18 protein-coding genes and 1 pseudogene are annotated in these 21785 nt (G+C 64.1%); 9 read left to right on the top strand and 10 right to left on the bottom strand.

Annotated elements, in window-relative coordinates; all coding sequences use genetic code 11:
* Positions 1-32: 32 nt before the first annotated feature.
* The 4 genes and pseudogenes from DFO68_RS02275 to DFO68_RS15625 form a co-directional block, all read right to left on the bottom strand.
* Complete coding sequence (locus DFO68_RS02275) at positions 33-1247, bottom strand: NnrS family protein (RefSeq protein ID WP_133481631.1); 1215 nt, start codon at positions 1245-1247, stop codon at positions 33-35.
* Between the two features lie 72 nt (positions 1248-1319).
* A pseudogene (locus DFO68_RS02270) lies at positions 1320-2069 on the bottom strand (cytochrome D1 domain-containing protein); the annotation flags it as partial.
* Positions 2070-2200: 131 nt separating this feature from the next.
* Positions 2201-2401, bottom strand: a complete 201-nt coding sequence (locus DFO68_RS15630; protein ID WP_208107340.1) for a hypothetical protein — start codon at positions 2399-2401, stop codon at positions 2201-2203.
* Positions 2398-2751: a hypothetical protein gene (locus DFO68_RS15625; RefSeq protein ID WP_208107339.1), complete on the bottom strand. Its 354-nt coding sequence runs from the start codon at positions 2749-2751 to the stop codon at positions 2398-2400. Before DFO68_RS15625 ends, DFO68_RS15630 begins: the two co-directional genes overlap by 4 nt.
* A 53-nt stretch (positions 2752-2804) precedes the next feature.
* On the opposite strand from DFO68_RS15625, the gene DFO68_RS02255 reads away from it, so the two are divergent.
* A complete protein-coding gene (locus DFO68_RS02255; RefSeq protein ID WP_133481627.1) occupies positions 2805-3446 on the top strand; it encodes a cytochrome D1 domain-containing protein in 642 nt (213 codons plus the stop codon).
* Positions 3447-3498: 52 nt separating this feature from the next.
* Here DFO68_RS02255 and DFO68_RS02250 read toward each other — a convergent pair whose 3' ends face one another.
* Both DFO68_RS02250 and DFO68_RS02245 read right to left on the bottom strand, forming a co-directional pair.
* Entirely contained in the window at positions 3499-4824 is a 1326-nt protein-coding gene (locus DFO68_RS02250) for a sensor histidine kinase (RefSeq protein ID WP_133481625.1), read from the bottom strand.
* Entirely contained in the window at positions 4821-5480 is a 660-nt protein-coding gene (locus DFO68_RS02245) for a response regulator transcription factor (RefSeq protein WP_133481623.1), read from the bottom strand. Before DFO68_RS02245 ends, DFO68_RS02250 begins: the two co-directional genes overlap by 4 nt.
* Before the next feature lie 185 nt (positions 5481-5665).
* Here DFO68_RS02245 and DFO68_RS02240 point away from each other — a divergent pair, with 185 nt between their 5' ends.
* From DFO68_RS02240 to DFO68_RS02230, 3 genes are all read left to right on the top strand, one after another.
* The gene (locus tag DFO68_RS02240) at positions 5666-6073 is read left to right on the top strand and encodes a PepSY domain-containing protein (protein WP_133481620.1); all 408 of its coding nucleotides are present in this window, start codon (positions 5666-5668) and stop codon (positions 6071-6073) included.
* Positions 6074-6237: 164 nt separating this feature from the next.
* Positions 6238-6714 (top strand): DUF2271 domain-containing protein, encoded by a 477-nt coding sequence (locus DFO68_RS02235; RefSeq protein WP_133481618.1) that lies wholly within the window; start codon positions 6238-6240, stop codon positions 6712-6714.
* A 22-nt stretch (positions 6715-6736) separates the two neighbouring features.
* On the top strand, positions 6737-8965 hold the full coding sequence (locus DFO68_RS02230) for a PepSY domain-containing protein (protein ID WP_133481616.1): 2229 nt from the start codon (positions 6737-6739) through the stop codon (positions 8963-8965).
* A gap of 163 nt (positions 8966-9128) precedes the next feature.
* Here the strand turns inward: DFO68_RS02230 and DFO68_RS02225 are convergent, their stop codons facing one another.
* Both DFO68_RS02225 and DFO68_RS02220 read right to left on the bottom strand, forming a co-directional pair.
* Positions 9129-9881 carry a ribonucleoside-diphosphate reductase gene (locus DFO68_RS02225; RefSeq protein ID WP_133481613.1) on the bottom strand — a complete coding sequence of 251 codons (753 nt, stop codon included), beginning with the start codon at positions 9879-9881 and terminating at the stop codon, positions 9129-9131.
* Between the two features lie 174 nt (positions 9882-10055).
* The gene (locus DFO68_RS02220) at positions 10056-13298 is read right to left on the bottom strand and encodes an LAGLIDADG family homing endonuclease (protein ID WP_133481611.1); all 3243 of its coding nucleotides are present in this window, start codon (positions 13296-13298) and stop codon (positions 10056-10058) included.
* Between the two features lie 660 nt (positions 13299-13958).
* Between DFO68_RS02220 and gdhA the strand changes: the two genes are divergently transcribed.
* Positions 13959-15311: an NADP-specific glutamate dehydrogenase gene (gene gdhA / locus DFO68_RS02215; protein ID WP_133481609.1), complete on the top strand. Its 1353-nt coding sequence runs from the start codon at positions 13959-13961 to the stop codon at positions 15309-15311.
* Positions 15312-15390: 79 nt separating this feature from the next.
* Here the strand turns inward: gdhA and hemN are convergent, their stop codons facing one another.
* Entirely contained in the window at positions 15391-16776 is a 1386-nt protein-coding gene (gene hemN, locus DFO68_RS02210) for an oxygen-independent coproporphyrinogen III oxidase (RefSeq protein WP_133481607.1), read from the bottom strand.
* A 355-nt stretch (positions 16777-17131) separates the two neighbouring features.
* Here hemN and DFO68_RS02205 point away from each other — a divergent pair, with 355 nt between their 5' ends.
* The 3 genes from DFO68_RS02205 to DFO68_RS02195 all read left to right on the top strand — a co-directional run bounded on the left by DFO68_RS02205 (position 17132) and on the right by DFO68_RS02195 (position 18530).
* Positions 17132-17584, top strand: a complete 453-nt coding sequence (locus tag DFO68_RS02205) for an Rrf2 family transcriptional regulator (protein ID WP_133481605.1) — start codon at positions 17132-17134, stop codon at positions 17582-17584.
* 74 nt (positions 17585-17658) lie between these two features.
* Positions 17659-17865 carry a c-type cytochrome gene (locus DFO68_RS02200; RefSeq protein ID WP_133481603.1) on the top strand — a complete coding sequence of 69 codons (207 nt, stop codon included), beginning with the start codon at positions 17659-17661 and terminating at the stop codon, positions 17863-17865.
* 110 nt (positions 17866-17975) lie between these two features.
* Positions 17976-18530, top strand: coding sequence for a hypothetical protein (locus DFO68_RS02195; RefSeq protein WP_133481601.1), 555 nt, complete (start codon positions 17976-17978; stop codon positions 18528-18530).
* Positions 18531-18616: 86 nt separating this feature from the next.
* Here DFO68_RS02195 and DFO68_RS02190 read toward each other — a convergent pair whose 3' ends face one another.
* Positions 18617-19408, bottom strand: a complete 792-nt coding sequence (locus DFO68_RS02190; RefSeq protein WP_133481599.1) for an EAL domain-containing protein — start codon at positions 19406-19408, stop codon at positions 18617-18619.
* A 198-nt stretch (positions 19409-19606) separates the two neighbouring features.
* Between DFO68_RS02190 and DFO68_RS02185 the strand changes: the two genes are divergently transcribed.
* Positions 19607-21721 carry a sensor domain-containing diguanylate cyclase gene (locus DFO68_RS02185; protein ID WP_133481597.1) on the top strand — a complete coding sequence of 705 codons (2115 nt, stop codon included), beginning with the start codon at positions 19607-19609 and terminating at the stop codon, positions 21719-21721.
* Positions 21722-21785 lie beyond the last annotated feature (64 nt).

Genomic DNA, 21785 nt, shown 5'->3' with positions numbered 1-21785 from the left:
CCTGCGGCGCGCCGCTGGCATGAGGCGTCCGGCTAGCCAACCTTGCCGTCGGGCCGGGCCGAGAGCAGCGGCCCCGTGTAGTGGAACAGGAAGATGCCATAGGCCAGGCACCAGAAGATGATGCCCAGGTTGTAGGTCCAGTGGGTGATCTGCGGGAAGAGCGCCAACACGGGTGAGCGCAGCAGCGCCGCGGCGCCCATCAGCCCCAGGGCCACGCCGATGCCCGGCAGGGTGCGGATGGGGCGCGCGGTATGGCCCAGCGAGACCCGCGACATCATCGCCAGCATCATGGTGCCCATGCCGCCGATGGTCAGGGCGTGTACCGCCAACTCGGCCCGAAAGGCCCCCAGCAGCGCCAAGGCCCACATGGCCAGGCCCACGGGAATGAAGGCGTAGCTCAGATGCAGTGCCCAGAGCAACGGCTCGCGCCAGCTGTGAAGGCCTCGCCAGCGCGACAGCCGAATGGCGTTGACCAGGGCGGCCAGTCCCATCAGCACGGCCAGCAGTACGGCGGGGAGCGCCACGCCGAGCATCACCAGCAACTGGGCAACCACCACCGCCATCACGCTGCCGAGGCTCAGGGTCTCCAGGGCCGGGATCGGCGGCCTGAGGGTCAGCCCCAGGCGATTGGCGGTGAACATGGCGATCACCCGGCCGCCCACCACCACCATCAGCAGGGTGAACAGCAGCACCGCCAGGTAGGCGGCCTGGCGAATCAGCTCGGCGTCGCCGGTCAACGCCCCCAGGTGCATGGCCAGGTTGGCCAGGGTCAGCAGCGCCAGGGCCGGCAGGAAGACCAGGTTGCGCCAGCGCTTCGCCTCGATCACCAGCATGGCCATGACCCCCGCCACCACTGGCAGGAAGGCCAGGTCGACCAGCATCGGCAGCCAGGCCGGCAGGCCCAGGGGAAAGGCCATTAACACCCGCCCGGCCAGCCAGAGCCCGACCAGCGCCAGCAGCCGCCCCCCCTTGAGGCTGGGCAGCCCGGTCCAGTTCTGCACCGCGGTGAGCAAAAAACCCGCCACCACGGCGGCGGCGAAACCGAATAGCATCTCGTGCTGGTGCCAGAAGATCAGGCCACCGACGGGACGCAGCAGGATGTCGCCATGCCAGAAGGCCAACCATACCCCCATGGCGATCACGCTGAACAGCGCGGCCAGCAGGAAGAAGGGGCGGAAGGCCAGGCGCGCCACCGGCAGGCGCGACAGCGTGGTGGAGCGGACGGATGAGGAAGAGGTCGATTGCATGGCGCATACCCGACTAAAACGCTTGGTTATGGCTATTGTGCCCCACTCCCGGCGCGCCTTCCATGACAAGTATCAATAATACTTCTTATAACAAAAGCCGCTCAATCCTGTCGCGAGCGAAGAGAGGCTGACCGCCGCCTTGGTGAGGTGCGGCAGCGCCATGACGCGACGCCCCTGATACTCCCAGGTGATGCCCGAGCCGAGGTGGGGCATTCCCTCCAGCGGCAGGTCGGCCACCTTTGCGCCGCTATCCAGGTTGATCACCATGCCACCCTGGCCGTCACTCTCCCCACCTCGGGAGGCGCCGATGACGTGTTCATATTCGAGATCGAAGAAGAAGTCGTCCAAGTAGTCGGGCACCGGGATGCGCCGCACCTGGAAGGTGGGCGTGTCGTGGCGGCGCTGCGGCTCGAGCGGAGTGGCCATGTGACCGGTGGCGACCACCGGCTCGGCGGGCAACGGCCAGGGAATCTCCCACACCTCCTTGAGATCCTTGAGGGCAGCAATGAAGCTGCCCCGCGGCGGAGCGGCATAGACGGCACTGACCCGGGAGCTCTCGCCATCCTCGCCCACCACCGGGTAGACCTTCATCAGATCGAGGTTGTGGGCGTCGAACAGTACCAGGCTATGGGGCAGGTAGTTGGCGGCCATCACATAGCGGCCATCGGCGGAGACGGCGATATTGCGCATGTTGATGCCGGCGCGCACCTCGGCCACTACCGTCAGGTTGTAGAGGTCGACCTTGGTGATCCAACCATCCCGCGAGCCGAAGAAAACATGGCGCCCATCGGGGCTGAACTTGGGCCCGCCGTGCAGGGCGTAGCGGGTCTTGAATCAGCAGCCCCGGGTCGCCGGGCCCGGCACCGACGATGGCCACCTCGCCGGGCGCCAGAGGAGACTCGGCGAGGTCATAGGAAACGCGACGTGACGGCATGGCGGAATTCCTCGCAAGCCTACGGAAGTTCGACGGCCTGGATGGCCTCATAGGGGGCAAAGATACGGCGCTCGCCGGCGCCCTCGACCCCGATCTCGCCGTTGGTCAGGTAGCAGCCGGGATCCTCTTCCCAGGGGTCACCGGAGACCTTCCAGGCCCGCACTCGGGTATTGCCGTTGCAGATCGCCAGATAGCGGCACTCACCGCAGCGCCCCTTCACGGCCGCGGTCGCTGGCGAAAACCCAGCATCAAGGGGTCCCGGGTGTCGCGCCAGATCTCGGAGAAGGGTCGCTCGCGTACATTGCCCAGGTCGTGGTCCCACCAGAAGGTGTCGGGGTGGACGTGGCCCAGGTTGTCGATGTTGGCGATATGCTCGCCGGAGGCGTTGCCGCCCCAGTTGAGCAGCTGCCGTTCCAGGGCCTCGGCCTGCTCGGGGAAGTGCTGGCGAGCCCACATCAGCAGGAAGGGGCCGTCGGCGTCGTTGTTGCCGGTGACGTACTCGCGCGCCACGCCGCGCTCGAGTTCGTCACGACAGTGGTCGAACAACCGGGTCATGGCGTCGCGGGTCATGCGGTACCAGGCGTCCTGCTTGCTGTAGCGCCGGCCAGATCCAGCTGGTCGACATGCACGGCGACACTCCCGAGGTGACCCGCTTCACCGCTATCGGCGAGGAACCCTACGACGCCCTGATCGACCCCAGCGGGCGCTACTACATCGCCGGGCTGTTCGGCGAAGATGGCCTGACGCTGCTCGACCTGTGGCACCCGGAGCAGGGTGTGAAACGCATCCTGCCGAACTACGGCCACGGCGAGGAGCGCCTGCAGGTCTACAAGATGCCCCATCTGGAGGGCTGGGCGCTGGCCGATGACGCGGCCTGGCTACCGGCGGTGGGCCGCCACGAGGTGCTGGTCGCCGACGCCGATGACTGGTCGTTGATCGACCGTATCCCGGTTCATGGCCAGCCGGTCTTCGTGATGACCCGTCCCGACGAGCGCCAGGTGTGGGTCAACTTCGCCCACCCCGACAACGACGTGGTGCAGGTGATCGACACCGAGCGCCGCGAGATCGTGGCCAGCCTGGAACCGGGCGAGGCGGTACTGCATATGGAGTTCACCCCGCGGGGCGAGCAGGTGTGGATCTCGGCCCGCGACAGCGACCGGGTGGTGGTCTACGACACCCGCACCCTGGAGGAAGTGGCGCGGCTGCCGGCCGAGTCGCCCAGCGGCATCTTCTTTACCGACCGGGCGCACCGTATCGGGCTGTGAGCAGGGCTATGCGAGTTTAGCGGCGGGTCGGGCGCCTAGCGGCACCAATCGCTCAAGAGGGGAGGCGAAGGCGCGCCTCGAAGCCATCCAGCCTGTCCGTCGCGGGGGAGGCCAGCGTGAGGGTAGCCCCTACCCCGGCCGCAATCGCTTGAGCGATGGCGAGACCCAGGCCGGAGCCACTGGCCCGGGTATTGCCCCGGGAGAAGCGATCCGTCAGCCGAGCGAGAACCTCTGCCGGAATCACCGGCCCCGCGTTGACCACACGCAGCATCCCCTCCGCTGTCAGATTGACTTCCACGGGCTTATCCTCGGCACCATGTTTCAAGGCATTCTCGATCAGATTGCGGAGCAAGATCGCGAAGGCATCTGGATCAATCGAGGAAAGCACCGGCGCCTTCTCGGGCAGAAAGACGTCGAGGCGCGTCTCGGGCACACGACAAAAATCATCCACGACGTGGGTAATGATCGGCCTGACGTCCTGGGGCTTCTCGGTCAAAAGACCACTGCCCTCCGCCTTGGCCAGCTGCATCAGCTTCTCCGATAGCCGCGAAAGCTCACGCAGCGACGCCTCGATGCGGGCCGCCCGCTCCTGCAGCCGCCCCGGCGGCGCTTCGTGGCGCAGACGCTGCACCTGAGCCAGGGTCGCCGCCAGGGGGGTGCGCAGCTCATGGGCGCTGTTCGCCGTGAAGCTGCGTTCAGACTCCAATGCGCGGCGCAATCGCTCCAGCAGATGGTTCACCGCCTCGGCGATGGGCACGAGTTCCGCCGGCAGGCGCATCTCCTCCACCCGAGACAGATCCCCCGCCCCGCGAGCCGCGAGCGCATGCTGGTACGCTCTCACTCCATTCAAGCTATGACGCACCAGCCACCAGACGCCAATAAGGCTCATGGGTATCAGACCCGTCAACGGCAGGAGCAGCATTGCCATCGCCTGCCATTTTGTCTGGCGGCGAGAAGCCAACGGCTCGGCAACCTCGATGAAAAAGGTGTCGCTGACCGCGGTGGTGCCGTAGAGACGATGTGTCGCCGTGCTGCGCAGCCCTACCTGCGGCGTCTGTGGAAAAGTGGACAGCTCCACATCATGCGAGGCAAGCAATGGCGTGCCATCCCTTTCCCGAATCAAGTAGGTGATGTACTCGTCGTGAGGGCGCAGTGCGGCCACCTGCTGAAGCATGCCGTCATCTTCGCGGCTGTAGATCTCGACGACGGCCAGCGACAGGATGCGTTGCGCGGTCTCTTCCAGGGAACTATCCAGGGTCCTGTCGATAGTATGTTCAACGATCAGCGCCGTGACCGTGGTGGCGATCAGCCAGAGCAGCGTCACCCCCAGCGTCAAGCCAAGGCTGAGGCGATACTGCAGACTAACCGGCCGGCTCATCTTCGCCCCAGTCGATAGCCCATGCCACGCACGGTTTCGATGCTGCCACGTCCCAGCTTCTTGCGTATGCGGCTGATATGCACCTCGACAGTGTTGCTCTCGATCTCCGCACCAAAGGCATATAGCCGATCCTCGAGCTGAGACCGCGACAGCAGCGTATCTGGATGTTGCACGAGCACTTCAAACAAGGCCCACTCGCGCGCTGTGAGTTCGATGCTGCATCCTGCCCGGCGAAGCGAATGACTGACCAGATCAATCTCCAGCTCGCCCACACGAATCAGCGGATTGGGGTTGCCCGCATAGCGCCGCGCCACGGCGGCGATACGTGCCGAGAGCTCCGCCAGGTCGAAGGGCTTGACCAGGTAGTCGTCCGCGCCGGCATTCAATCCTTCGATGCGATCGGAAATCTGGTCCCGCGCGGTCAAAATGATGACTGGTGTGGTATCGCCCGCCTTGCGACGGCGTTTTAAGAATTCGATCCCCCGACCGTCGGGCAGCATCAGGTCGAGCAGAATCAGGTCGTAGGAAGTTGTCGCGACACTCGCTTCAGCATGCTTGAGGCACTGCATCCAGTCCACCGCATGGCCATCCTCGGTGACCTGATCATGCACCGCCTCGCCCAGGGGGAGAGCATCCTCGATCAATAATATCCGCACGCCTTGACCTCCTTGCTTCACCCGGCTCTCTTGATCGTGACGCTAGCAGATCTGTCTGACGGCGGCCTGAACGAAGCTGGTGTCACCTGCGGGCAGACGTGTGGTAGTGCCCTTTTCAGGTTGCTGTCAGAAGACTGGCTTAGCATAACAGCGTAACCATCAACTGGACTCACCAGGAGAAGACCATGAAAACGCCACTGCTTGTCACTACCACCCTGGCCGCCACCCTGGCGAGCGCCATGACCTTCGCCGATGACGATTGTGGTGATCCAGTCTCCGACTGGCAGCCTCGTGAAGTCCTGCGCCAGAAACTCGAGGCCGAAGGCTGGGAGGTACGTCGTATCGTCATCGATGACGGCTGCTATGAGGTCAAGGGTTTTGATCAGGATGGCAACAAGGTCGAGGCGGAGTATGCCCCGGCATCGCTGCGCTTGCGCGAGTTGGAAATCGAAGACGACGAAGACGACGAAGACGACGACGAAGACGATGACGATGACGACGATGACGGAAACAATACCCGTCAGCGCTCTGATACCCGTCCCGCTCCCAACAGCAGCATCATCAGTGGCCGCCCGTCCGTTCGCATCCAGTGAATTCGTCACTCCACAGCGGCGCTTTATCGCCTTGCACGTTTCCGCGGGGCGCTTCAGCCCCCTATCCAACATCGGTGCGAACCGCGAATGTTGCCTCTCACTTCAGGCCGCTGTCAGCGAGCGACGCTAGGTTGCTCGTATCGACATGTCACGGAGAACAGACGATGAAAAAACTCAACCTTGCTCTGGCCCTCGGCCTTGCCGCCGCCATCACCTTGCCGGCTCTAGCCCAGGCACGCGAGGTGACCTTCACCACCGAGCTCAAAGAGTATCGCGGCGATGGCGCCTATATGGCGCTCTATCTCACTGATGCTAACGGCCAATATGCAGGAACGCTCTGGATCGCCGGCGAGAAGTCGAAATACTACAAGCACCTGCGGGGCTGGGCGCGAGGCAGCGGCCAGCGCAGGAGTGAATATGACGGACTGAGCGGGGCCAGCGTCGGCAGCGGACGCTCCCTGACCCTCACCCTGGATCTTGCCGATGAGCTGTTCGACGCGGGGTATGAGGTGCGAGTGGACACCGCCGTCGAGGACCGGCGTGACAATCGTTACGACGTCGTCGCCCCGCTGACCACCGAGGGCGCAGGCAAGCCGGTCTCGGGCCGCGGCTACGTGCAGTCGTTCCGCTACGCCTTCTGATTGATCGAGGAGCACAGCTACCATGCTACGCCAGTTTCATTCGCTGCCCGGCCTGATCGCGGCGCTGTTCGTCATCGTTCTCTCGGTGACCGGGGCGATCCTGTCGCTCAACCCGGCGCTCGAGCGGGCGGGGTCCGTTGTAGTTCCCGCCACCGGGCAGATCAGCGTCGCCGAATTGGCAGGCAAGGTGGCGGAGCATTACCCGGGGGTCAATCAGATCGAGCGCACGCCCTTGGGCACCCTGATCGTCTATTACACCCGAGACGGCCAGATGGGGGCCGATCGGGTGGATCCGCGCACCGGGCAATCCATCGCCGCCTATGAACCGTCATCATTCTCGGCCTGGGTAAAGAACCTGCACCGCTCACTGCTGCTCGATATGCCCGGTCGCGCGGTGGCAGGCATCATGGCGCTGGCGATGGTGGTGCTGGCGATCTCCGGTGCGCTGCTGCTGGCCGCTCGCCTGGGTGGATGGCGCCAGCTGTTGCGTCCGGTGCGCGGCACCCTGATCCAGCGACTGCACATCGAGCTCGGTAGAGCAGCGATGCTCGGCCTGCTTCTGTCGGGGCTGACCGCATCCTACCTCTCTGCCACCACCTTCGGCCTGGCTCCGGAGGGCGTGGCGGCCGAGCCCGAATTCCCGATGGAGGTGAGCGGGGGCCCCCCCGCCGCCGTCGACACCCTGTCGGCCTTGAAGGCAACCGACCTCAACGACCTGCGGGAGTTGGTCTACCCCTATCCGAACGATCCCACGGACATGTACTCACTGAGTACCGATCAAGGCGCCGGTTATATCGACCAGGCCAGCGGCGAGTGGCTCTCCTACCAACCCCATGATGCGACCCACAGGCTCTATGAGTTCATCTATATGCTTCACACCGGCGAAGGTCTCTGGTGGCTTGGCGTCATCCTCGGCCTGGCCTCCCTGACGGTGCCGGTGATGGCCGTGACAGGTCCGATAATCTGGTGGAAGCGCCAGCAGTCGAAACCCAAGCTCGCCGCCAACAGCGGGCCAAACGCCGCGGACAGCATCATCCTCGTCGGCAGCGAAGGCAACACGACCTGGGGCTTCGCCAGGACGCTGCACGACAGCCTGGCGCGGAAGGGCCACCGCGTGCATACCGCTCCCATGAACCAGCTGGCCTCCGGCTATCGCGGCGCGAAACGGCTGTTCATCCTCACTGCGACCTACGGGGATGGCGATGCGCCGGCCTCGGCCAGCCGGTTCCTGGCACGGCTCGAGAAGATGTCCAACACGCCCGACCTCCCGGTTGCCGTGCTGGGCTTCGGTGACCGGCAATTCCCCCGGTTCTGTGGGTTCGCGAAAGAGGTCGAGGCGGCGCTCGCCGCCAAGGGTTGGCCACAGCTGCTGCCGCTCGACACCATCAACCAGCAATCACCGCAGGCGTTCACCCGCTGGGGAGACGCGGTGAGCAAGGCGATCAGTACCGAGCTGACACTGATCCACACCCCCACCCGTCCCCACACCACCACCCTGAAACTCGGCGAGCGGGTGGATTACGGCGCCGACGTGCAGGCTCCCACCGCCGTGTTGCGCTTCAGGGCGCCCGAGAACGGCAGCCAGCCCAGCCTGCTGAACCGTTTGCTGGGGCGAACCGGCCTGCCGCCTTTCGAGGCCGGCGACCTGGTCGGCATCCTGCCGCCGGACAGCCACGTGCCGCGCTTCTATTCGCTGGCTTCCGCCTCGAAGGATGGCACCCTGGAGATCTGCGTGCGTCATCATCCTGGTGGCCTGTGTTCGAGCTTCCTCCATGCGCTGCCGGTAGGCGGTACGATCGAGGCCTTCATCCAGCCCAACCCGGACTTTCGCCCTGCCGCCGGCAAGGCGCCGGTGGTGCTGATCGGCGCGGGCACCGGGATCGGGCCGCTGATCGGCTTCATACGCCACAACAAGGCGCATCGCTCCATGCACCTCTATTGGGGCGGCCGTAGTCCACAGTCCGACTTCCTCTATGAACCTGAACTGAACACCTATATGGAGGACAAGCGGCTGACAGAGCTGAATGCCGTCTTCTCCCGCGTCAGCGATAGCGCCTATGTTCAGGACAAGATCTCCGTGGATGCGGTGCAACTACGCCGATTGATCGAGAAGGGCGCACAGATCCTGGTCTGCGGCGGCCGGGATATGGCGGCAAGCGTCATGGCGGCGATGGACGAGGTCATTGCACCGCTTGGCATGGACGTCGCAACGCTCAAGGCCCAGGGGCGCTATCGTGAAGACGTCTATTGACACCATGCCCCTGAGCCACCATGGCGGCTTGCCCCAACGCAGACGCCCCAGGACGCGCAAGCGACCCGGGGCATCTCCATGGCCATAAGGGCGGGGTCAGCTCGGCCGGCCTGACTTACCCACAGCGCCTTGCTCGAGTCCGTAGCACCTTGCTCGAGCTCTCTTATCCACACTTGGACCAGCCGCAGCCGGAATAGCAGGTGGGGCAGCCATCCATCATGATCAGCTCGCCGTTGCACTCGGGGCAGTGGCCCACCACGGTGGGGCCGTCACTCTTGGCGTGATCAGCATGCTGCGCCTTGCGCTCGATCTGCTCGATCTCCTCGTTGGTGGGCGGCTGCCAGGGATGCCCGCTGGCCAGGCGCTGGGCATAGCGGCTGACCAGCTCCTCCACCGGCACCTGATTGCCGTCCTGGTCGAGGAAGCCGCGACGAAAGAGAATCTGCTGGATCGACCAGGCGATGGCCGCGACCTCGGAGTCGTGGAACATCGGCTTGCCCCAGCGGTTCATGCCGCAGCGCACCAGGCCCTTGTCCCAGGCCACCTTGCGCAGGTCGGCCACCGCCTGGGTGACGTAGCCGCCCCGGGCGGCCAGCGACAGGCTGCGCATGGTGGCGGTGATCCACTGGTGCTCGCTGGAGAGCTGGCCGGAGGGGAAGAAGAACTCCACCGGACGCTCGATCACCACCCGCTTGCCGCCCAGCACGCCCTCCACCGGCATGAACGACACCAGCAGGTAGACCTTCTTGCGACCCTCGGCGCCGACGTAGGAGATCTTCTCCGACACGGCCTCCAGGGTACCCTCGGGACGTGAGGGGATACGCACCGTGAGCGGGTTCTCCTCGGCCAGGGGCGGCTCTTCCACCGCCTTCTTGACGCTGTAGGACACGATCTTGGAATTGATCTCGACGGCCATCAGGCGGCTCCTCTGGAAAGTTGTGCGTTGACGCTCGAGTGACGGCCACTTACGACCGTCACGAGCGAAGGCGAGGCAAGGCGCAGGATTTCGAGGAAGCGGAGTTTACGAGCCGTAAATGTGCATTCCGAGAAAGACTGCAACACCGCCTCGGCGAGCGCAGTAGGTCGTGGCTTACCACTTGCCATAGGTGCCTTCCTTCAGCGCATCATAAAGGTTTGCCGCATTGTGCTCCTCGCCGTCGTAGATGACCTTCTCGTCGCCGGCCAGCTCCACGGTCTCGCCGTTCTCCAGCTCGAAGACGTAGGTGGTGTTCTTGAGGTCATCCTCGCGCACCAGCACGCCCTGGAAGGCCTCCGGGTTGAAGCGGAAGGTGGTGCAGCCCTTGAGCTTGCTGGCGTAGGCGTCGAGGTAGAGATCCTTGAACGCCTCGAAGGGGAACTCGGTGGGCACGTTCACCGTCTTGGAAATGGCCGAATCCACCCACCCCTGGGCCGCCGCCTGCACCGCCACGTGCTGCTTGGGGCTCACCGCGTCGGCGGTGATGAAGTAGTCAGGTAGCTCACTCTCCACGGCGTCGGCGGCGATGAAGTGACGATAGGCCGCCAGCTCGAAGGAGACCACCTCGACCTGCTCCTTGGTCTTCTTGCCCGACTGGATGACGTTGCGGAAATAGCGGTGCGAGAAGGAGGGCTCGATGCCGTTGGAGGCGTTGTTGCCCAGCGACAGCGAAATGGTGCCGGTGGGGGCGATGGAGCTGTGGTGGGTGAAGCGCGCGCCGTGCTCGGCGAGCTGCGCCACGAGCTCCGGTTCCACCTCGGCGACCTTCTGCATGTAGCGGCTGTAGCGGGCATGCAGGATGCGACCGGGGACCTTGTCACCCACCTCGTAGCCATCCTGCTTGAGCTCGGGGCGCTCGCGCATCATCCGCGGAGTGATCGCGTAGTCCTCGGCGAGCGCCGGGGCCATGCCCTTCTCGCGGGCGAGCTCGAGGGCCTGCTTCCAGCCCTCCAGGGCCAGGTTGCGGCTCACCTCCTCGGTGAAAGCCAGCGACTCGGGCGAGCCGTAGGGAACCTTGAGCATCGTCAGGGTCGAGCCCAGGCCCAGAAAGCCCATGCCGTGGCGGCGCTTGGCCTCGATCTCGCGGCGCTGGCCGGGCAACGGTAGCCCGCTGATCTCCACCACGTTGTCGAGCATGCGGGTGAAGATTGCCACCACCTGGCGGTAGCGCTCCCAGTCGAAGCGCGGCGCCTTGCCGAAGGGGTCGATGACGAAGCGGGTCAGGTTCACCGAGCCGAGCAGGCAGGCGCCCTCGGGCGGCAATGGTTGCTCACCACAATTATGAGCATGAAAAGCGTTAGCATCAAAGGTATTGATGCCGGGTACCTGAACATCATAAACCTCTTCGACACCCGCATCTTCATGACCCACGACCCGGGCCACGAAGCGCTCGCGATTCAGTTGGCGCTGGTACCCGTCCAGCAGGGTGTCAAGGTGATCCTGCTTGTCACTGTCTCCGAAGCCAATACGCGCAGAAAAACGCTCAAGGTTGGCACCACTGATCACCAACTCGTGCTGAGGTAGCGTCTCGTATCCACGATGACCGCCCTTGCCATCGGGCAGGTCGCGCTTGGTGGCATTGCGCCTGTCCTGATAAAGCATGGAGATGATGCCGAAACGCTGCAACATGCGCTGTACGGCTTCGAGGCGAGGCAGGTCAGACTGCGCCAGACGCACACTGACGCCTTTCACTTGACTCCCCTGAACAGAACCATCCGCATCGAAGAAGCCACGCAGGAAACCGACATAACCGCTCGAAGACGCCTGCTCTAGCTCAGGTGTGATCGCCTTGTTACCAGGCTGCATCCCCATCTCGCGCGCCAGATTTCGCAGTGAGGCCGTGGACAGACGGTACTCGTCGCGACCACTGACCTTCTGCCAGCCTGAGAAGGCTGCACGATGCGGCAGACTCCTGGCCGCCTTTTCTGCCAGGGCCATGACGGCACGCACACCCTCGTTCATTGCACCGTCGCTGCCATTGGCCACGGCGGCCTGTGGCCAAACAGAAAGGATGGCCTTGTCGTCCTTGAGCGTGCCATCGCCGACCAGCAGTCCCAGGAGGTAGCCCTTGGCCTCATCGAGCTTGCCGTCCCAATCTGAGGCATCACGATGGTCGTTGAGCAACACCCGATCACCTGCCTGGAGTTCTCCCGCGGCACACCATTCTGTCTCGGTGCGATAACGCGTAAAGGCCGATACCCGCCGGACGCGATGATCAGCAGTCAGTTTGAGGTTGTAGCCTTCGGCCGTGTACAGCCGAATCACCGGCTTGGTCGCAGTCTGGAAGAACCCCTCCGGCCCGCTGGGGTAGGCCTTGCCATCGATCACGGCGTCAAAGGAGCGGCCAATAAGCTGCGCAACCTGGCGCGGTCCTTCCGTGGTCTGCACCCACGTATCCGCCGTCACGCACGGGTTGGTGGCGCGGATCTCCTCGCAGAACCAGTTGTTGTTCATGCGGTTGACCTGGTCGATCAGGATGAAGCCCGGCTCGGCGAAGTCGTAGGTGGAGGCCATGATGGTGTCCCACAGCTCGCGGGCCTTGATCACCTCGACGATCCGACAGGCCACACGTCCCTCGTCATCAACGGTATAGCCCTCCTCGATCACCGGCCAGTCGCGGTAGATCAGCTCGCTCTCTTCAACATCATTTTTCTCGCCTTCATGAAGCGGGAAGGCCAGCGGCCAGTCAGCGTCGTGCTTGACCGCCTCCATGAACTCGTCGGTGATCAGCAGGCTAAGATTGAACTGGCGCAGGCGGCCCGCCTCGCGCTTGGCCTCGATGAACTGGCGCACGTCGGGATGGCCGACGTCGAAGGTGCCCATCTGGGCGCCACGGCGCCCGCCCGCCGAGGCCACCGTGAAGCACATCTTGTCGTAGATATCCATGAACGCCAGCGGGCCATTCGTGCCGGCGCCAGCGCCGAACACGAAGGCCCCCTTGTGGCGCAGGGTGGAGAACTCGTAGCCGATGCCGCAGCCCGCCTTGAGGGTCATGCCGGCATCCACCACCGAGTCGAGGATGTCGTGCATGGAGTCGCGAATGGTGCGCGAGACGGTGCAGTTGATCAGGCTCACCGCCGGCTTGTAGGCCTCGGCGCCGGCATTGGACATGATCCGCCCGGCCGGGATGGCACCATTCTCCAGCGCCCAGCGGAACTTGGGCAGCCACGCCTCGGCCTGGTCGCCCTCCACCGCCGCCAGAGCCCTCGCCACGCGATCCCAGGTGGCGGTGACGTCCTTATCCACGGGATGGCCGTGACGGTCCTTGAGGCGGTACTTGGCATCCCAGATGTCGCGGGAAGGCACCTGCAGCGGCACCTCGTTGGAGGTCTTGACGGCCTTGGCGGATGCACTCATTCGGGGTCTCCGGAAGTGTCTCGAGATAAAGTCGTTGAATGGTTCTGGCTCGCGAAGCGTACTACTGAAAAACTTCCTTCCGGCAAGCTCATGGTGCTGGAGAGGGAGCAGGGATTTGAGGGTATGACAGGGGCGAGCAGAGCCGAGATTCACACTGCCTGGATACCATATATAGCCGAAATAGCCTTCGCAACCACAAGATAGCGGATATCTCCCTTTCAACGAAGCAAAGCCCTCCGGACCTGGATTGATGGGTTTCAGCGTTGAATGAGAGGGGTTGCATAAAGCCTCGAGCAGCAAGGGAAGGCATCGTGCCGGATCGAGAAGGCGACTATGCTTCGAGCCATTATACGGTGAGAGAAACCAGCCGAGACAGCACCGAGGTAGCAATAAGCTCAACCTCCTCCAGCGTGTGATAAAGGTGCGGTTGAGCACTGGCTCCACCAGCCGGCGCTTGACGGCTAGGAGCACGCCGGGGTCTAGGGTGTGGATCCGACGGCTCACATTCATGCATCAACCTGGCGCATAAATTCTCTCGATTTTCAAGTGCATTAGTCTCAATGTTGATGCCTGCTCCCCGCATGGGCCATGCAGTTGCTGCATAATGGTGCGTTGACTTATAGTGCTGCTGATCCATTTCGACCGCACAGGAATCTTCCCATGCCCTACGTCCACGACACCCTCGAGGCCCTGCGCAAGAGCAGCCCCGCCCAGACCGAATTCTACCAGGCCGCCGAGGAAGTGCTGGAGTGCCTGCGCCCGCTCTTCGAGCACAGCCCTCACTACCTTGACCACAACATCATCGAACGCATCGTCGAGCCGGAACGCCAGATCATGTTCCGCGTCTGCTGGACCGACGACGCTGGCAAGGTGCAGGTCAACAAGGGCTACCGCATCCAGTTCAACTCCGCCCTCGGCCCCTACAAGGGTGGGCTGCGTTTCCACCCTAGCGTCACCTCGGGCACCATCAAGTTCCTGGGCTTCGAGCAGATCTTCAAGAATGCCCTCACCGGGCTGCCCATCGGCGGCGGCAAGGGTGGGTCGGACTTCGAGCCCAAGGGCCGGTCGGATGGCGAGATCATGCGCTTCTGCCAGGCCTTCATGAGTGAGCTCTATCGCCACATCGGCCCGACCACCGACGTGCCGGCCGGCGACATCGGCGTGGGGGCTCGCGAGATCGGTTTCCTCTATGGCCAGTACAAGCGCCTGACCGGCCGTTACGAGGGCGTGCTGACCGGTAAGAGCCTCAACTGGGGCGGCTCCATCGGGCGCAAGGAGGCCACCGGCTACGGCGCCGTCTACTTCGCCGAGAACATGCTCGAGGCCCGCGGCGAGACCCTCGAGGGCAAGACCTGCCTGGTCTCCGGTGCCGGCAACGTGGCCATCTACACCATCGAGAAGCTCTATGAGCTCGGCGCGATCCCCGTCACCTGCTCGGACTCCCGGGGCACTATCCATCACGCCCGCGGCATCGATCTCGACCTGCTCAAGGAGCTCAAGGAGGTCAAGCGCGTCTCGCTGGAGGCCTACCTGGAAAAGCATCCCGAGGCGCGCTACCTGCCGGCCGGCGACTACCCGGAAGACGGCCATGCGGTCTGGCGTATCGAGGGCGACGTGGCCTTTCCCTGCGCTACCCAGAATGAACTGACCGAGACCGATGCCGAAGCCCTGCTGGGCAATGGCGTGACCTGCATCAGCGAAGGGGCCAACATGCCCTCCACTGCCGCGGCCGTGGACCGCTTCCTGGCCGCGAAGGCCGCCTACGGCCCCGGCAAGGCGGCCAATGCCGGTGGCGTTGCTACCAGCCAGCTGGAGATGGCCCAGAACAGCAGCATGGAGAAGTGGCCGCTGGAGAAGGTGGATACCAAACTCAAGGAGATCATGGCCAATATCCACCGCCAGTGCGCCGAGACCGCCGAGGAGTTTGACGACCCCACCAACCTGGTGCTGGGCGCCAACATCGCCGGCTTCCGCAAGGTAGCTGATGCCATGATCGAGCAGGGCGTCGTCTGAGCCCGCCGCCGCTCGACTTCCATCTAATGCGACACGGCGCCCCGCGGGGCGCCGTGTCGTGTCGGCAGGTGATCGGGGCTTAGACGGTGCGCGAGTAGCGTCCCGGGCCGTGGTTCAGATAGGCATCGAAGGCCATGGCGGCATTGCGCATCATCAGCCGCCCGGCCGGCAGCACCGCGATGCTCCCCTCATCGATCGCCAGCAGGCCATCGTCCGCCATCTCTTCCAGCTCGGCGAGTGCGTCGGCAAAATAGTTGCGAAAGTCGATATCGTGGTCCGCCTCGATCGCGGCGAAGTCGATGCGGCCATGGCACATCAGGGCGTTGATCACATCGCGTCGCAGCAGGTCATCGGCGTTCAGGCGGTAACCGCGCATCACCGGCAACCGTCCCGCCTCGAGGCGCGCCTGGTACTGAGCCGTCTCCTTGACGTTCTGGCTGTAGCTGTCGCCCACCTTGCCAATGGCGGTATTCCCCAGGCCGATCAGGTCGCAGTCGGCATGAGTCGAGTAGCCCTGGAAGTTGCGCTGCAGGGTGCCGTTCTCCTTCGCCAGCGAGAGCTCGTCCTCGGGCAAGGCGAAATGGTCCATGCCGATATAGGCATAGCCGGCCTCGGTGAGGCGGCGGATGGTCAGCTCGAGCAGCTCGATCTTGCGCTCCGGCGGCGGCATGTCCTCGGGGCGGATCAGGCGCTGGGCCTTGAACAGCGCCGGCAGGTGGGCATAGCTGTAGGCGGCGATGCGGTCCGGACGCAGTCTGATGATCTTGTCCAGGGTGGCATCGAAGCTCGCTACGGTCTGCAGCGGCAGGCCGTAGATCAGGTCGACGCTCACCGACTGGAAGCCGGCCTCACGGGCCGCCCTTACCAGTTCCACCACCTGGGCCTCGCTCTGGACGCGGTTGACCGCCTCCTGGACCCTGGCGTCGAAGTCCTGCACGCCGAAGCTCAGGCGGTTGAACCCCAGGGCATGGAGCTCGTGGATCTGCTCGGGGGTCACGGTGCGCGGGTCCACCTCCAGGGAGAATTCCCGCGCCTCAGGCGCGGCGAAGTGGAAGGCGGCATCCAGCGCCGTCATCAGCTCGCCGAGCTGGTCATTGCTCAAGTAGGTGGGGGTGCCACCGCCCAGATGCAGCTGGGTCATGCGCCGCGAATCATCGAACAGCGCCCCCTGGAGCTCGACCTCGCGCTTGAGCCAGGCGAGGTACTCCGCGGCCCGCTCGCGGTTGTGGGTAATGATCTTATTGCAGGCGCAGTAGTAGCAGAGGCTCTCGCAGAACGGGATATGCACGTAGGCCGACAGCGGCTTGGGTATTGCTGCCCGATTGCTGCGGGAGGCCTCGGCACGGTAGTCGTCCTCGGCGAAGGCCGCCTGGAACTGCGGTGCCGTGGGATAGGAGGTGTAGCGCGGCCCCGGGCGGTCGTATTTCTCGACCAGGGGGCGAATGAACGGCAGGGTGTCTTGCATGATCGAATCGAGCCTCTGGAACCGTAAGGCGGCGGTCGGGGCCACCACCGCATGGGCGAATTATGCCAGCCATGACCAGGCACGTCGGTACCCTTCAAGGGGTAGCTGACCCAGATCAAGTCGAGGAAGCGGGCAGCCAGTCGACGGGGCGGCAGCATCTCCCAACAGGTACTCCCCCTCCCTGCCGACGCGAAGTCGAACAGCCACTCGCCACCATGGGCTACCCGGCGCCAACAACGTCATCGCCCCCATGCGACCGAATGCCACGCAGACCAATCACAGCCAATAGGCCGGATGCTAGTATCGTCCGCTTTCCCTCTACGCCTTGCGAGGCCTCCGACACGCCGGAACTCATATGCACCTGACCCGATTCACCGACTATTCGCTGCGAGTACTGATCTTTTTGGCCACCAAGGGCGAGCAACGCTCGACCATCACCGAGATCGCCGAACGCTTCGATATCTCCCGCAATCACCTGATGAAGGTGGTGCAGGATCTCAATCACCATGGCTACATCACCGCCATCCGGGGCAAGAATGGCGGCCTGCTGCTCAAGCGCGCCCCGCAGACAATCATCCTGGGGGAACTGGTCCGCGACACCGAGCGAGACCTGAAGCTAGTGGAATGCTTCGACGATGACAGCCCCTGCATCATCACTCCCGCCTGTCGGCTCAGCCCGGTCCTCGCCGAGGCGCTCGCGGCCTTCCTCGCCGTGCTCGATCGCTACACCCTGGCCGACCTGGTGGGCCCTCAGCGCAGCGAACTGATCCAGCTGCTGCAGCTCGACGCCGCCTCATCCGATGCCTGAGCTACTCCGGTATGGCTGACGTGGCCGGCCCTTTTGTCTTTTGTGCCTTCCGGACCAGGGCCTGTTGACGTTTCATGCATGGCCGCGCCGGCAAGGCTACTGTACCCATCTATCCCCACCTGGCCGGCCAGAACGCCCCCTACCTGGAGAGCGCCCTCAAAGCCTACCGGGCTGGTGAGCGGGGCGGTGGCATGTCCATGATGATGACCCCGCAGGCGCAGGCACTGTCCGATCAGGACATTGCCGACATCGCCGCCTACTACGCCAGCCTCAAGCCCTGATTCTGCGCCGGCGCGCTCTATCGTCGAGATGTCTGGCAAGAATGTTGGCAGGACAGTCCTTGGCCAGCATGCTAACCTCGGCGTATCGCTGCCCATGGAAGCGCTACGCCATGCCCCGCCTGTTACGGCTCTTCCCTGCCCTGCTGCTGCCGCTCTGCCTGGCCTTGGCCGGAACGGTGTCGGCCACCGACTACAACACCAGCGACGTCCAGGTCCATGGCGGCTGGCACTCCCTGGTGCTGTCGCTGGGCGAGGAGCGTCACGTCCGCGCCATCGACCAGCAGAGCTACAGCGATGCCATCCTCAGCGTCAACGCCAGCGCCTGGGCCTGTGACCTGCCGTGGCTGGAACTGCGGGTGGCGCTCGCCAAGAACCAGGCCGAAAGCGCTACCGTGAACCGTGTGCCCGCTGATCTGCGCGTTGATCACCAAACCATCCACAGCGGCAGTGCCACCTTCGTCACCGAACGTGGCGACAACGGTTTCTACGTGCGCTTCGCGCTCTCCGAGCTTTCGCTGCTGCTCGAGGAGATGGGAGAGGGTGAGCTACTGCGGCTGCGCATCATGCGTAGCGAGGACGATCCCTGGTTCATGGCTTTCGGCCTGGAGGGGGCCGGCGAGGCGATCCAGCGCATGCGCCGCCTCTGCGCGGCGGCAGAGGGCTAGCACGCCGTGCCGTATGGATATTCGTATTTATTATAGTGCAGCGAAATCGGCAGCTTAGGCGAGCCCATTGGCCAGACAAGTTCGTCTCAGGCGCCCTGGCGACGGCTCGCGTCGCGCAGTGCCGCCAGGGCGGGCCCCAGGTCCGGGGCCAGCGCGCCCACCGCCGGACGAGCATGGAAGTAGCCCTGCTGGCGGGTAATGCCCGCACGCGCCAGCCACAGCGCCTCCTCCCGGGTCTCCACGCCCTCCGCAATCAGCTGGATATCGAGTTCATCGCCCAATCGCTTGACCGCCTTCAGCAGGATCTGGCGGCGAGAATCGCCATCACAGCCCATGATCAGCTCGCGGTCGACCTTGAGGCGATCGGGCGTGAGATCGGTGAGCAGATCCAGGTTGGCGTAACCGTTGCCGAAGTCATCCAACGCCGTCGCAAAGCCCATGGTACGGTAGGCGTCGATGATGTTGCGCAGGTGCTGGCGATCACTGACTCGCTCGGTCTCGGTGATCTCGAAGATGATGCGCTCGATGGGCCAGCCGACCCGAGTTGAGACATCCAGGGTCGCCTGGATGCACGCCTTGGGATCATAGACCGCATTGGGCAGGAAGTTGATCGATAGATTTTCGCGCATACCCAGCGCGCTTGCCATCTCGATCGCCTTCACGCGACAGGCCTGATCGAAGCGATAGAGCAGGTCGTCGGAGAGCTGGGACAGCACACTCCAGGCTGACTCGCCCGCCGGACCTCGCACCAGCGCCTCATAGGTAGTGATTCGCGCAGCCTCCACGTCGACGATCGGCTGAAAGGCCATGGTAAAGTCAAAGGGCAGTTCCCCTTCACAGCGGCCGCAGTGCCCCGCGACTCGCGCACAGCTCGACATCGACGACTCCTTAATCGGTACTTGTCGGAATGTTCCACGGCACAGGGCTCGAAGAAATGTCTGCATGGCCGAGGACTGCCACCAGCGACTTACTATCCCAAGCTCGGGAAGGCAGCGCAATATGGCAGCCGCAATATTGGCCCGGTAAGGCTGGCGATTACGCGATAGTTCACGCCGTTCCGTCCAGGGTGTAGGCTCATGGCCAGCACCCACGAGGATCCGTCAGCCTTGAACGCCCCGACACGCTACAGCGCGGCCCAGGTCGCCGCCGCCCTTGAGGCCTGTGCCCGTGAACCGGTGCATATTCCCGGTGCCATCCAGCCAGTAGGCTGCCTGGTCAGCCTGGATGCCGACCTGAAGCGGGTTCGCCAGATCAGCGCCAATAGCGAGACCTTCCTGGGTATCAGCGTGGCGGCAGCACTGGCCGGCGAGCCGCGGGAGGTGCTGGGCGACGAGCTGCTGAACCTTCTGGACACTGAACTGGTGAAGAAGCAGCACAGCTCGGCTTGTGTTCTCACCACCCTACGCGAGGTACGGGGCGAACAACGACGTTTCCACGCGGTGGTTTATCACAGCGGCGACGCTGTCGTGGTAGAACTGGAACACTTGATGTGCCCAGACGGGCATCGTCTTCTGGATACGGTGAACAACTGGCTGGTCGAGGTGGGGCAACTCGACGACATCGATGTCCTTCTCGATACCTTGACGCAACGGGTGCAGGAGCTCACTGGCCACGAGCGAGTCATGGTCTACCGTTTCGACGAGAAGTGGAACGGCCGGGTGATCGCCGAGACCCGTCTGCCTGAGGCGAAGAGCTTCCTCGATCACTATTTTCCAGCCAGTGACATTCCTGCTCAGGTACGTCGGCTCTATGACATCAACCGGGTGCGCAGCATCCCCGATGCCTCGGCGCCGGCAGTCCCCCTGGTGCCGCCCTGTGGTCCTAGCGAGGCGGTGCCACTGGACATGTCGCAGGGCGTGCTGCGTGCCGTCGCACCGATTCACCAGGAGTACCTCACCAACATGGGCGTTGGCGCCTCGCTGTCGGTGGCCATGCATGAGGAGGGAAGGCTATGGGGCCTGCTGGCCTGTCACGGCCTGAAATCCAGGCCGCTGGAAGCCGATCTGCGTGATGCCCTGTGTGCCATGGTTCAGAGCACCATGCCGCGGATGATGCTGCTGCATGCACGAGCCGACACCCGGCTTCTTCAGCACATCCACGACAGCAACGACATTCTCTCCGATGAGAGCGGACGCCTTCTTGGGCCGGATGGCCTGGTCCAGCGTCACGGCGCGCAATGGCTTGAACTCCTTGATGCCGAAGGCATCGCCCTCGTCATCGGGAAAGCGAGCTGTGGCCTGGGAACCCTGCCGGCCGAGGAGAATCTGGTCGCCATGGCCGACTGGCTGAGCCGTTTCCAGCAACACGACTCACCCTGGCACACCCAGGCGCTAGAGAAGACGCCTTTGGCGCCGTGGCAGGAGGGTGACCTCTGCGGGCTTCTCGCTGTGGCCCTGCCTACCGAGTCGACCCACTGGCTGATGCTGTTTCGCCGTGAGCAGCGACACAGCAGACGCTGGGCCGGCAAGCCTGAAGATACCCCCATGATCCGCGACGGACAGCTGATCCTCACGCCACGCCGCTCCTTTGCCCAGTGGCAGGATGAGGTCAGGGGGCAAAGTCGTGCCTGGCGCAACATCGAGTGCCGCGCCGTCGGGGACCTGGCCAAGAACCTGGCCGTCCTGACCTCCAACCACGAGATCGCTCAACTCAATGAAAGGCTTCATCGTGCCAATCGCAAGCTCAAGAACCTGGCCTTCAGCGACAGCCTGACTGGTTGCTGGAACCGCTATCGCATGGAGCAGGGCATCGACGCAGCGCTGAATGCCGCCGAACGCTACTACCACCCCTTCGCATTACTGCTGTTCGACGTGGACCATTTCAAGCAGTTCAACGATACCCACGGCCACGAGGCCGGGGATCAGGTGCTGGTCGAGATCACCCGCGCCCTGCAGGATAGCCTGCGCGAGAGTGACGCCCTAGGACGCTGGGGTGGCGAGGAGTTCCTGGTGCTGGCCAACCACTGCGAGACACAGGAGGCGACCCGCCTGGCAGAACGCCTGCGCCAGTGCGTCGCGAGTATCGACCTTGGAAAACTGGGCCGGGTGACCATCAGCATCGGCGTGACCAGTTGGCACCCTGGCGATACCCGCAAGCGGTTGGTCGCGCGAGCCGACGAGGCGATGTATCAGGCCAAGGAGAACGGCCGCAACCGTGTGGAGACGGTAGAAGCAAGTCCCGCGCAGGTGTGAGCCGGCCAAGACCGAATCCGCCCCCGTGGCGTCACCCACGAGGGCCGGGCATACGCTGACGGGC

Source organism: Halomonas ventosae (assembly GCF_004361885.1).
Taxonomy (GTDB): domain Bacteria; phylum Pseudomonadota; class Gammaproteobacteria; order Pseudomonadales; family Halomonadaceae; genus Halomonas; species Halomonas ventosae_C.
Note: the sequence above shows the minus strand (reverse complement) of the source record. Positions and strands in the feature narration are given on the sequence as shown.

Excerpts from the sequence above, each read along its gene's own strand:
- DFO68_RS02275 (WP_133481631.1), bottom strand. The coding sequence starts at position 1,247 with ATGCAATCGACCTCTTCCTCATCCGTCCGCTCCACCACGCTGTCGCGC.
- DFO68_RS15625 (WP_208107339.1), bottom strand. The coding sequence starts at position 2,751 with ATGACCCGCGACGCCATGACCCGGTTGTTCGACCACTGTCGTGACGAA.
- DFO68_RS02255 (WP_133481627.1), top strand. The coding sequence starts at position 2,805 with ATGCACGGCGACACTCCCGAGGTGACCCGCTTCACCGCTATCGGCGAG.
- DFO68_RS02250 (WP_133481625.1), bottom strand. The coding sequence starts at position 4,824 with ATGAGCCGGCCGGTTAGTCTGCAGTATCGCCTCAGCCTTGGCTTGACG.
- DFO68_RS02240 (WP_133481620.1), top strand. The coding sequence starts at position 5,666 with ATGAAAACGCCACTGCTTGTCACTACCACCCTGGCCGCCACCCTGGCG.
- DFO68_RS02235 (WP_133481618.1), top strand. The coding sequence starts at position 6,238 with ATGAAAAAACTCAACCTTGCTCTGGCCCTCGGCCTTGCCGCCGCCATC.
- DFO68_RS02230 (WP_133481616.1), top strand. The coding sequence starts at position 6,737 with ATGCTACGCCAGTTTCATTCGCTGCCCGGCCTGATCGCGGCGCTGTTC.
- DFO68_RS02225 (WP_133481613.1), bottom strand. The coding sequence starts at position 9,881 with ATGGCCGTCGAGATCAATTCCAAGATCGTGTCCTACAGCGTCAAGAAG.
- DFO68_RS02220 (WP_133481611.1), bottom strand. The coding sequence starts at position 13,298 with ATGAGTGCATCCGCCAAGGCCGTCAAGACCTCCAACGAGGTGCCGCTG.
- gdhA (WP_133481609.1), top strand. The coding sequence starts at position 13,959 with ATGCCCTACGTCCACGACACCCTCGAGGCCCTGCGCAAGAGCAGCCCC.
- hemN (WP_133481607.1), bottom strand. The coding sequence starts at position 16,776 with ATGCAAGACACCCTGCCGTTCATTCGCCCCCTGGTCGAGAAATACGAC.
- DFO68_RS02205 (WP_133481605.1), top strand. The coding sequence starts at position 17,132 with ATGCACCTGACCCGATTCACCGACTATTCGCTGCGAGTACTGATCTTT.
- DFO68_RS02200 (WP_133481603.1), top strand. The coding sequence starts at position 17,659 with ATGCATGGCCGCGCCGGCAAGGCTACTGTACCCATCTATCCCCACCTG.
- DFO68_RS02195 (WP_133481601.1), top strand. The coding sequence starts at position 17,976 with ATGCCCCGCCTGTTACGGCTCTTCCCTGCCCTGCTGCTGCCGCTCTGC.
- DFO68_RS02190 (WP_133481599.1), bottom strand. The coding sequence starts at position 19,408 with ATGTCGAGCTGTGCGCGAGTCGCGGGGCACTGCGGCCGCTGTGAAGGG.
- DFO68_RS02185 (WP_133481597.1), top strand. The coding sequence starts at position 19,607 with ATGGCCAGCACCCACGAGGATCCGTCAGCCTTGAACGCCCCGACACGC.